The 10,120-nt window shown below is 53.1% G+C and carries 10 protein-coding genes and 1 pseudogene; 10 read left to right on the top strand and 1 reads right to left on the bottom strand.

Annotated features, from left to right (window positions below):
- Positions 1 to 9 precede the first annotated feature (9 nt).
- The 9 genes and pseudogenes from virB11 to GGR62_RS04870 all read left to right on the top strand — a co-directional run bounded on the left by virB11 (position 10) and on the right by GGR62_RS04870 (position 9,200).
- Complete coding sequence (gene virB11, locus GGR62_RS04825) at positions 10 to 1,041, top strand: P-type DNA transfer ATPase VirB11 (protein WP_184406827.1); 1,032 nt, start codon at positions 10 to 12, stop codon at positions 1,039 to 1,041.
- Positions 1,042 to 1,094: 53 nt separating this feature from the next.
- Positions 1,095 to 2,018, top strand: coding sequence for a lytic transglycosylase domain-containing protein (locus tag GGR62_RS04830; protein ID WP_184406851.1), 924 nt, complete (start codon positions 1,095 to 1,097; stop codon positions 2,016 to 2,018).
- 70 nt (positions 2,019 to 2,088) lie between these two features.
- Positions 2,089 to 2,484, top strand: coding sequence for a TrbC/VirB2 family protein (locus GGR62_RS04835; RefSeq protein WP_184406828.1), 396 nt, complete (start codon positions 2,089 to 2,091; stop codon positions 2,482 to 2,484).
- Positions 2,477 to 2,785, top strand: a complete 309-nt coding sequence (locus GGR62_RS04840) for a VirB3 family type IV secretion system protein (protein WP_184406829.1) — start codon at positions 2,477 to 2,479, stop codon at positions 2,783 to 2,785. Before GGR62_RS04835 ends, GGR62_RS04840 begins: the two co-directional genes overlap by 8 nt.
- An 82-nt stretch (positions 2,786 to 2,867) precedes the next feature.
- On the top strand, positions 2,868 to 5,309 hold the full coding sequence (locus GGR62_RS04845; protein WP_184406830.1) for a VirB4 family type IV secretion/conjugal transfer ATPase: 2,442 nt from the start codon (positions 2,868 to 2,870) through the stop codon (positions 5,307 to 5,309).
- Between the two features lie 56 nt (positions 5,310 to 5,365).
- Positions 5,366 to 6,190, top strand: coding sequence for a hypothetical protein (locus tag GGR62_RS04850; protein ID WP_184406831.1), 825 nt, complete (start codon positions 5,366 to 5,368; stop codon positions 6,188 to 6,190).
- 71 nt (positions 6,191 to 6,261) lie between these two features.
- Complete coding sequence (locus GGR62_RS04855) at positions 6,262 to 7,377, top strand: type IV secretion system protein (RefSeq protein ID WP_260305498.1); 1,116 nt, start codon at positions 6,262 to 6,264, stop codon at positions 7,375 to 7,377.
- A 718-nt stretch (positions 7,378 to 8,095) separates the two neighbouring features.
- A pseudogene (locus tag GGR62_RS04865) lies at positions 8,096 to 8,710 on the top strand (type IV secretion system protein); the annotation flags it as partial.
- Between the two features lies 1 nt (position 8,711).
- On the top strand, positions 8,712 to 9,200 hold the full coding sequence (locus GGR62_RS04870; RefSeq protein WP_260305500.1) for a DUF4189 domain-containing protein: 489 nt from the start codon (positions 8,712 to 8,714) through the stop codon (positions 9,198 to 9,200).
- Positions 9,201 to 9,408: 208 nt separating this feature from the next.
- On the opposite strand, the gene GGR62_RS04875 is transcribed toward GGR62_RS04870, so the two are convergent.
- Positions 9,409 to 9,663: a hypothetical protein gene (locus GGR62_RS04875; RefSeq protein ID WP_184406834.1), complete on the bottom strand. Its 255-nt coding sequence runs from the start codon at positions 9,661 to 9,663 to the stop codon at positions 9,409 to 9,411.
- A gap of 351 nt (positions 9,664 to 10,014) precedes the next feature.
- On the opposite strand from GGR62_RS04875, the gene GGR62_RS04880 reads away from it, so the two are divergent.
- Positions 10,015 to 10,120, top strand: a 106-nt coding sequence (locus GGR62_RS04880) for a transposase (RefSeq protein WP_184406835.1), incomplete at its 3' end; no start/stop codon positions are given.

Genomic DNA, 10,120 nt, shown 5'->3' on the forward strand with positions numbered 1-10,120 from the left:
ATCGCTTTGATGGACGCCGAGTCCAAGATTGCCGACGTATCCAGTGAATTCCTGCGCTACCAGTATGAAGTGCTGGGAATTCACGAGTACATGACCTCCAAGGACGTGACGGAAATTTGTATCAACCGTCCTGGAGAGCTTTATCTTGAAACGGCGTCTGGGTGGCAGAAAGTTGAGGTGCCGACCCTGACCTTCGAGCGCGCCAGGCAGTTCTGTACTGCAGTGGTCAACGAAAGCAACACGGGGCAGCGGATAACGGACGCTGACCCCGTGGTTTCACTGACCTTTCCAACAGGTCAGCGCGCCCAGTTCGTCATTCCTCCTGCGTGCGATGCAGGCAAAGTATCAATTACCATCCGTCTTCCGTCGAAGCACATGAAGACGTTGGCCCAGTATCAGGAAGATGGTTTTTTTGATCAGATCCTCGAAACCAGTCATAACCTGACTGACCAGGATCGCGAGTTGCTGGAGTTGCGGCATACGCGCAATTACGCGGAATTCTTCCGGCGCGCTGTCCTCTACAAGAAGAACATTGTCGTGTCTGGAGCTACGGGTAGTGGCAAGACGACATTCATGAAGTCGCTTGTCCATCACATTCCCGATAACGAGCGCCTGGTCACGATCGAGGACGCGCGGGAACTGTTCTTGACCCAGCAGAACACGGTGCATCTGCTTTATTCAAAGGGGGGGCAGAGTGCAAGCAATGTGTCGGCGAAGAGCTGTATGGAAGCCTGTCTGCGCATGAAGCCAGACAGGATCATTTTGGCCGAATTGCGAGGAGATGAGGCTTTTTACTTCATCCGTAATTGCGCATCGGGTCACCCGGGTTCGATCACAAGTTGCCATGCAGGCAGCCCGGAGCAAACGTGGGATCAGCTGGCTTTGATGGTCAAGGCGTCCGCTGAAGGATCTGGGCTGGAATTTGCAATTATCAAGCGTTTGCTGATGATGACGATTGACGTAGTGGTGCACATCAAGGCGCATGCCGGGCGGCGCTACATTACGGGTATCGACTTCAATCCTGAACGTGCCTTTGATTGATGCTAGGTGACACCAAAAACATTGAGTTGATGAGGTGAATCATGCTTCCTGGAATTGAAATGGCTGCGTGTTCCGGCATGGCAGTGCCCATGTCTGTGATGCAGCACGTGGTGAACGTCGAGTCTTCCAGCAATCCATACGCCATTGGCGTCGTGGGCGGTAGGCTCGTACGTCAGCCCAAAACCATGGGGGAAGCGCTGGCAACCGTCAAAATGCTGGAGGAAAAGGGCTACAACTTTTCCATCGGCTTGGCGCAGGTGAACCGTTACAACCTGACAAAATACGGACTGAGTTCTTACGAAAAGGCATTTCACCAATGCTCCAACCTGCAGGCAGGCTCCAAGATCTTGGCTGAGTGCTATTCACGGTCCGGAAATGACTGGGGTAAATCGTTCAGCTGCTATTACTCCGGAAATTTCGTCACCGGATATCGACACGGCTATGTGCAAAAGATCTATGCCTCCATCCAGGGCCAACAGGTGGCTGAGGCCGCTGTTCCGATTGCGGTCGTGAGCACAGCCGGGCAGTCCCCAAAGCCACGCCAGGCACAGGCTCATCAAAACACGCAAATAGAGCGTAGAATCGTTGACCAAGACACAGTCGAGAGGGTGCAAGGGATGGCACAGAAGGCGCAGTACGTACCGCAGCGCAATGGCGATCCTGCAATGGTGATCGCCCCTGCGAGCCTCTCCGAGTATGCGCGGGGAGCTTTGATGAGAACTGCCGATGCGGCGCTTGCGAACGTCGTCACCAACGCGATGACGAAGCGCGGCGCCCCAGAGCAAGGAGAGCCGCTTGGTTCACCTCTGCCCCAAATGCAACAGGAGCCGTCAGCGGCAGGCAGTACTGCCGATTCATCGGGCCCGGTAATGGTGCGGCCGTGGGGAGAGAAAGCGAAAGTTCCGCGTCCGACGGGCCAGCAGAATCAGATCACTGCGCCAATCGCACCAAGCGTAGATACCGCATTCGTTTTCTGACGATTGCAAACCCAACGGCCGGCGGTGCCAGCCAGTAGTTGTTGCTAAATCATCATCAAGGAGATTGACCGTGAAGTTGAATGACCAAGACATCGCAAATGCACGCCGTACGCTCAAGACCATCGCCTACGCTGTTGCGTCCGTCGCTCTGTTTGCTACGGGTGCGGCATTGGCGCAAGGAACCGGCGGTACCTCCTACGGTGGGACAGATAAGAGAGTTTGCAGCTTCTTTGAAGATATCAACGGGTTGCTTAGCATGGCGTCGATCGCTGTTGTCACGATCGCCGTTATCTTCTCAGGGTATCAGATTGCTTTCGCCCATAAGCGTATTGGCGATGTCGCCCCAATTCTGATTGGCGGTGTGTTTATTGGTGCTGCTGGTCAGATTGCGACGATGTTGATCGGTGAGGAGGGCGAGAAGTGCACCGCGATGGTGATGCACCTCAGCCAGTACATGAATGCATAAGAACGTCGTCTTCAGGGGCTGCACGCGCCCTGCAATGTTTCTTGGCGTCCCGTACTTGCCGTTCTTCTTGATTGTGGGCGGCACGTTTCTGCTGTCGCTGTACACAAGGATGTGGGTGATGGCTGCCATGCCTCTGGAGATATTCATCCTGCGGCAAATGGCGCGTCGTGATGAAATGATTTTCAGAATGCTTGGTTTGAAGCTTCAATTTCAGTTCAAGGTCAGGAATGTTGGCGATCACGCCGGGCATTGGGTGTTTTCGCCGAACAATTATCGTCGAACACCCGCGCCGAAAGATTGAAGCCTGGAAATCGGACCGGCGGCACGGTTGCCGGTCCGTTCCATGGAGGGCCCCTAGTTACGTGTTTTCAATGGAATAGAGCATGTTCAGTCCAGATGCGCCAATTGGTGACTTCATCACGTTGTCATCCCATGTAGCACCTGCGGTCATCAAGACCACGGGCGGCGATTTCCTGATTACATGGCATCTCGAGGGCTTGCCCTTCGTCGGCCGTGAGGACTGGGATCTGGAACACAAGCACAACACCTTCAATCGACTGCTGCAGACATTGCGCGCACCGGATTTCGTTAATGTCGCGTTCTGGGTGCATGATGTGCGCCGCAAGCGCCGCCTCAAAAACAAGAGCTCATTCAAACATCGCTTCAATCAGGATCTCTCCGATGAGTATTTCGAAATGCTCTCGGCGCAGCGGATCATGCAGAACGAGCTCTATTTGACGATGATCTATCGCCCTGTCGTGGCAGGCAAGCGCTTCGTCGAAAAGTCGACAAATGTAGACAAGCTTCAGGCCGAGCAAAATCAGGCGATTGCCAAGCTGATGGAAATGGCCGGCAACGTCGAAGCAGTGATTCGCGACTACTCTCCTTATCGCCTAGGGATGTATGAGGCCAAGAATGGTGTCGTTTTCTCCGAGACGCTCGAGTTTTTTGGCTATCTGATCAACCGAATCGACGAGCCGGTTCCGGTACTGTCGGCGCCGATCAGGGATTATCTGCCGGTCAGCCGTCACACGTTCTCGCCGAAGACCGGCGACTTCCTGGTGACGACCCCGAACGGGGGGAATCATTTCGGGGCCATTCTCAACATTAAGGAATACGCCGAGGCGACATTTCCCGGCATTCTGAACGGCCTGAAGTATCTCGACTTCGAGTACGTCATTACCCATTCCTTCAGCCCGATGGGACGGCAGGATGCATTGAAGGTGCTCGACCGTACCAAGGGCATGATGATCTCCTCCGGGGACAAGGCCGTCAGCCAGATCATCGAGCTGGACCAGGCGATGGACCAGCTGTCTTCGGGCAATTTTGTGCTCGGCGAATACCACTTCCTGATCGCAATCTATGCCGATAGCCAGGAACGGCTGTCGCAGAACATTGCGGCAACACGTGCCGAACTTTCGAATGCGAGTTTCGTTTCCGCCAAGGAAGATATCGCGATCGCGTCGTCCTTCTATTCTCAGCTGCCTGGAAACTGGCGCTACAGGACGCGTCTGGCCAATATCAGTTCGCTGAATTTCCTTGGCTTGTCACCGCTGCATAATTTCGCCACCGGCAAACAGCACAATAATCCGTGGGGAGATTGCGTCACGACGCTGCAGACTACCAATGGTCAGCCGTACTATTTCAATTTCCACGCGACCCATCCTTCGGAAAATTCGCTCGGTGAAAAAGCGATTGCGAATACGATGGTGATCGGCAAGTCCGGTACGGGTAAGACGGCCCTGATCAACTTCTTGTTGAGCCAGGTGCAGAAATACGAACCATCGCCGACCATCTTCTTTTTCGACAAGGACCGTGGTGCGGAGATTTTTGTTCGCGCCTGCGGTGGAAATTATCTCGCCCTGGAGAACGGCCAGCCCACCGGTTTCAATCCGTTCCAGTGCGAGCGATCGGAAGAGAATGTCCAGTTCCTGGCTGACCTGATCAAGGTGCTGGCCGGTAAGCGCGAATACACCTCGCGTGAAGAGGAGGATATCTATCGGGCCGTCGAGAACATGCTCGACACCCCGATGCATTTGCGCAGTATGAGCAACTTCCAGAAGAGTCTTCCCAACATGGGCGACGACGGGCTGTACGCCCGGATGCGGCGCTGGACGCTGGGTAACTCTCTTGGCTGGGTGTTCGACAATCCCGTAGACACGGTCGACCTGAGTCGCGCGAACATCATTGGCTTCGATTACACCGATGTGATCGACAACCCTGAAGTCCGCGTTCCAGTCATCAATTATCTCTTGCATAAGCTGGAGTCACTGATCGACGGGCGTCCGCTCATCTATGTGATGGACGAGTTCTGGAAGATCCTCGATGGCGAGGGTGGCCTGAAGGAGTTCGCCAAGAACAAGCAGAAGACCATTCGTAAGCAGAATGGTATGGGGATTTTTGCGACTCAGAGCCCGGAAGACGCGCTGAAGAGCGATATCGCGGCGGCGCTGATCGAGCAGACGGCGACCTTGATTCTGCTGCCTAATCCAAATGCAAGCAAGGAAGATTACATCGAAGGCCTGAAGCTTACCGATGCGGAATTCCAGGTGGTGACTGCTCTGGATGAGCGGTCGCGCTGTTTCCTCGTGAAGCAGGGGCATGCATCGAGTGTGTGTCAGCTCAATCTGCGCGGCATGGATGATGCGCTATCCGTGATATCGGCTTCGACCGACAACATCGAGATCATGCATCGGGTGATTCAGGATGCAGCTGTGAAGCGCGGCATTCATATCAGCGAATTGTCGCCAGAAGATTGGTTGGAAAATTTCTACGAAAAGCGCAAAGGGTCTCGTAGTAGCAAGCATCAAGTGGCCGCAGCCTAGTGGCTATTGTGTCTAAGGAGCGGTGCTCAATGAATAAGGGAAGTTGGAGAGAGAAGATGAGTAATCAGACTGAGGGTGGTCAGAAATCCGTTAAGCTGAAGCGTAAGTTGCGCGCATTGGTTTTGGCTGTTGGCTGCGCGATTTCTCTCAATAGCCAAGCTATTATCTTCTTCGACCCAACGAATTTTGTCGAAAACTTTCTCCAAGAGGTGCAGTCGTACGCGCAGTTCGCAAAAGACAATGCACATTATGCGCAGGAGATTCAATATTTTGTTGATCAGGCGCAGCGTTGGAAGCAGCAGTACGATGCAGCAATGGCGCTTATTGACCTGAGCACATATCAGTCTTTGCTTCCTGACGGAGTGAAGTTGGTAAAGGTAGAAGAAGATTTCATGGTGCGTGAACGCTGCGGAGGCGAGGCCCCCAGTATTTTTAGCGTATCCGGGCTGAAAGAGATCGTGCTGAGCAAGATTCAGGAAACCCTCAAGACTGAGGATCTCGATAAGCAGCAGAAAAAAACCTGTGCTTTTATCCAGATGTTGAAAAATAAGCGGTATAACGATTCCATCGATTTTCTGGAGACGACCATGCCGGCGTTTCAGCGCGAGTTGGATATCATTGCCAAAGGTAATGTCGGCAATAGGACATCCGGTCAGATGGCGCAAGCGATGTACAAGCTCAAAGTGCTGTCCAACTCGATGGATATTCAAATGGCGACATGGAATTCCCGCAATCAGGCATACGAGTCTTACATCGTGTTGATGGAAGATAAGCAGAAATCGCTTGCCAAGAAGGCATTGAACGGCAAAGAAGTTTTGTTGGGGACGGTCGTCAAGAATCTTGCGTTGCGCGCAGCGCTGGAAAACGAACAGACTCGATAATCGCATATCAAGTAGTCTGGTCAGAGCTCTTGCTCAGGCATCGATAGAATCAAGGAAAGCGTCTCATGGTTATGGACATCGCTAGTACAGTATCCGGTTGGCTGCCCAGCTTCAGTGCCGACAGTGGCTCGATAGGAGATTTCTTCTTCTTTCAGGCCATCATCAAATATCTCCGGATCGAAATTTACAATTTCGGGCTGGAGACGATGCGCCGTCTCATGGTCTGGGTCGGTGGGATCGCCTTGACTTTGATGACGCTGTGGGTACTGATTCAGGGCTACCTCATCATTTCAGGGAGAAGCCGTGATTCGATGATGGCATTGGTCACCGGCATGGCGCGTGGTGCGCTGGTAGTGATGGTCGCCTCCTCAATGGGGATGTTCGGGCAGGACTTGCACCAGTTTCTCGCGGTAGATGTTCCTCAGGAAATCACCGGTTTGATTACTGGTAATAGTGAGGAGACGGCCGAAGAGCAGATCGACCAAAGCCTGGCCTGGATGCAGGTTGCGCTGACCACGATCGATTCGCTACAGGTGGTCGGTGACCAAGGTCTTGAACGAGAGAAGGCCACGGCACTATGGCTTACCGGCATTGGTACTGGCGGGCCGGCGCTGACGGCAGCCGCCATGTTGTTGCTTTACCAGGTCGCAATTGCCATGTTCATTGGCTTTGGTCCACTGTTCATCCTGTGCCTGCTTTTCGATCAGACCAAGCAGCTGTTCCAGAAGTGGCTGCTTTACGGGATCGGCACGATGTTCTCGATGGGGGTGCTGGCGGCCATGGTGTCGATCTGTATGAAGATGGTCGTGAAGGTTGCCGGATCGCTCTGGGCGGTCAAGGGGCTTGGCATGTTGTTGCAAACCGATTTTACGAACGGCATCACAAGCCAGGCCATGCAAACGGGCGGAATGGGCGTATTGTTGACGCTCCTGATCCTGACGACCCCTCCAATGGCAGCATTCTTCTTCCAGGGCACGCTGGGCAGCTTCATGGCGTACTCGCAGATTGGTGGTGCTGCATCGGCTGCTGGATCGCCTGGGCCGCAGGGGCAGGCGCCTGGGTCTTACGTGCCACAAAGGCCTTTGGAAGGTTCTGCATCCGTTGGCAGTGAACGCAATCGCCAGTTAGTTGCCTCTGAGCCGATCCAACAACAAAACAGCGGCAGCAGAGCTTCCGAAAGAAATTAGTAGGGGATTTATGAGACTTTTATTTTCTTTGATTTTATTTACCTTGGCCTGTGCAATGGGATTTCCTTTGCTCGCGGAGGGTAATTGCCCTCCGGGTTATTACCCCATAGGTGGCCAGGGAGCAGTGGGGTGCGCTCCCATCAATAATCAAGGGGGGGGCGCAGCACCACAAGCAACAGGAGAATGGGAAACTCGATGGGGAGTTCTCGCGAAAGATAAGGCCACACAAACGCTAGGAGCTACTGCAGGAGAGAAATCTAAGTCTGCTGCCCGCCGCACCGCGCTTGATAATTGTAATAAGGGGGGCGCAGGCGGAAGTTGTAAAGTGATTTTTGTCTACAAAAATGCATGCGTTGCTGTCGTAGATTCGGAGTCTGCAAATAGTTCAAGTATTATCTCTGCGCCTGATAGTAAGCAAGCTCTTCAAATGGCTACTAGTCGCTGTGCGGCAAGTGGTGTGTCGGATTGTAAATTATTTTACGCTGCTTGCAGTGATCCTTATTTTAGGGCGTATTAGAATTTAGTGTCGACCAAGTTTTGGAGCTGTAGTTTTCCTTAGGTCAGCCCTTATGGGAGTTATTTTAACTAATGGGTTACGTTAAAAGCAGTTCGATTGGAGCTGGTCTGTATGCACTTTGTTCGCAATAATAATGAATTCTTGCAATTAGTGAATGACGAAGGACTGCAATAGTACAAAACTACCGCACAGTGGTTAACGTGCATTGGTACAGGTGGTCCGGGGCTGACGGCGGCTGCCATGTTGTTGCTGTATCAAGTGGACATCGCGATGTTCGTTGGTTTTGGTCCGCTGTTCATCCTGTGCCTGCTCTTCGACCAGACCAAGCAGCTGTTCCAGAAGTGGCTGCTTTACGGGATCGGCACGATGTTTTCGATGGGCGTGCTGGCGGCCATGGTGTCGATCTGCATGAAGATGGTTGTGAAGGTTGCCGGATCACTCTGGGCGGTCAAGGGACTTGGCGTGTTGTTGCAAACCGATTTCACGAACGGCATCACAAGCCAGGCCATGCAAACGGGCGGAATGGGCGTATTGTTGACGCTCCTGATCCTGACGACCCCTCCAATGGCAGCATTCTTCTTCCAGGGCACGCTGGGCAGCTTCATGGCGTACTCGCAGATCGGTGGCGCTGCCTCGGCCGGCGGATCACCAGGGCCGCAGGGGCAGGCGCCGGGGTCTTATACTCCCGCTACGCCGTCTAGCACAGTTAATAGCACTGAAAACTTAAGAGCCGCAGATACGCGTGTGGCCAGTTCGAGTGCGCCTCAAGCACAAGTGGCAGGCGGGCGTGCGTCAAATAGAAATTCCGGTGAATAATATGAAGCAAATTGGTTTTTTATTGATTTTTACTATCTTTTTGTTTGGACAGACGGCTTTTGCCGAGGGCAATTGTCCACCTGGCTACTATCCGATTGGAGGGCAGGGCGTTTCAGGCTGCGCGCCAATGAGCTCAGGTTCGTCGGGGGCTCCTCAACCAACCGGGCAGTGGGATACCAGGTGGGGAGCACTAGCAAGAAGCAAGGATAATTCAGTCTTAGGCGCCTCTGATAGCGAGAAGAAAAAATCCTCTGCCAAGAAAAAAGCCTTGGATCTCTGCGTTCAGACTGGTGGAGAGGAGTGCAAGGTAACGTTAGTTTACAAGAACAGCTGTGTAGCCCAAGCCCAGTCTCGGACATTGGAAAGGCTTAATACATTTCTACATAAATCTGCAGCTCTCGCTGAAGAAAGTGCTCTTAAGGAATGTGCTCACCAAGATTGTCGGATTACTTATTCAGCATGTAGTTTGGCCGAGTTTAGACGGTATTGATGACGTCTTCCACTGCAGGGTTATTCTTATTATATTAATTGCAGGCTTTGCTGGTTTATTCCTGCGTGCTAAAGGTGGCGGGGTTTTCTTTAGTCAACGATGTGTTGCAACTCTACTATCCTCTTTAAGTTCCAAAAATAACAGTGCTGATTCTGCAACGAGTAAAGAGATTTTCTAGGAATGGTTGCTCTACGGTATCGGCACGATGTTACGTTATCGGCACGATGTTTTCGATGGGCGTGCTGGCGGCCATGGTGTCGATCTGCATGAAGATGGTTGTGAAGGTTGCCGGATCGCTCTGGGCGGTCAAGGGACTTGGCGTGTTGTTGCAAACCGATTTCACGAACGGCATCACAAGCCAGGCCATGCAAACGGGCGGGATGGGCGTATTGTTGACGCTCCTGATCCTGACGACTCCGCCGATGGCAGCATTCTTCTTCCAGGGCACGCTGGGCAGCTTCATGGCGTACTCGCAGATCGGTGGCGCGGCCTCGGCCGGCGGATCGCCTGGGCCGCAGGGGCAGGCGCCTGGGTCTTACATCCCGCCTGCACCAGCTCGACAAGGGGAAGGTTCAGCGCAATCTCCTACGTCATCTCAAGATTCCGGAAGAGTTATGACATCTGGTAACACAGGAGCGAGTCAGCCGACCGGCTTGATGGCTAAAGCAGATCAATCAAATTCTAATCTTCGATACTGAGGTGTATGCATTTGAAAAGTTATGGATATTTTGCTTTCTGGTTGCTTGCTATTGACCTGCCCCCACTGAGCCGTACCAGCTGAAGCTATAAAGTCCGTGCCCCCAAGAGGACGGACATGAAGAAGAACAGATTCAGCACCGAGCAGATCATCGGGTTTATCAAGCAGGCCGACGCGGGCATGGCCGTGGCGGAGTTGTGCCGTCGGCATGGCTTCAGCCCGG

It is taken from the genome of Xanthomonas sp. 3075, assembly GCF_014197275.1.
Taxonomy (GTDB): domain Bacteria; phylum Pseudomonadota; class Gammaproteobacteria; order Xanthomonadales; family Xanthomonadaceae; genus Xanthomonas; species Xanthomonas campestris_B.

Bases quoted from the DNA above. Each gene is read 5' to 3' on its own strand.
- virB11 (WP_184406827.1), top strand. From the start codon at position 10: ATGGACGCCGAGTCCAAGATTGCCGACGTATCCAGTGAATTCCTGCGC.
- GGR62_RS04840 (WP_184406829.1), top strand. From the start codon at position 2,477: ATGCATAAGAACGTCGTCTTCAGGGGCTGCACGCGCCCTGCAATGTTT.
- GGR62_RS04845 (WP_184406830.1), top strand. From the start codon at position 2,868: ATGTTCAGTCCAGATGCGCCAATTGGTGACTTCATCACGTTGTCATCC.
- GGR62_RS04850 (WP_184406831.1), top strand. From the start codon at position 5,366: ATGAGTAATCAGACTGAGGGTGGTCAGAAATCCGTTAAGCTGAAGCGT.
- GGR62_RS04855 (WP_260305498.1), top strand. From the start codon at position 6,262: ATGGACATCGCTAGTACAGTATCCGGTTGGCTGCCCAGCTTCAGTGCC.
- GGR62_RS04870 (WP_260305500.1), top strand. From the start codon at position 8,712: ATGAAGCAAATTGGTTTTTTATTGATTTTTACTATCTTTTTGTTTGGA.
- GGR62_RS04875 (WP_184406834.1), bottom strand. From the start codon at position 9,663: ATGAAGCTGCCCAGCGTGCCCTGGAAGAAGAATGCTGCCATCGGCGGA.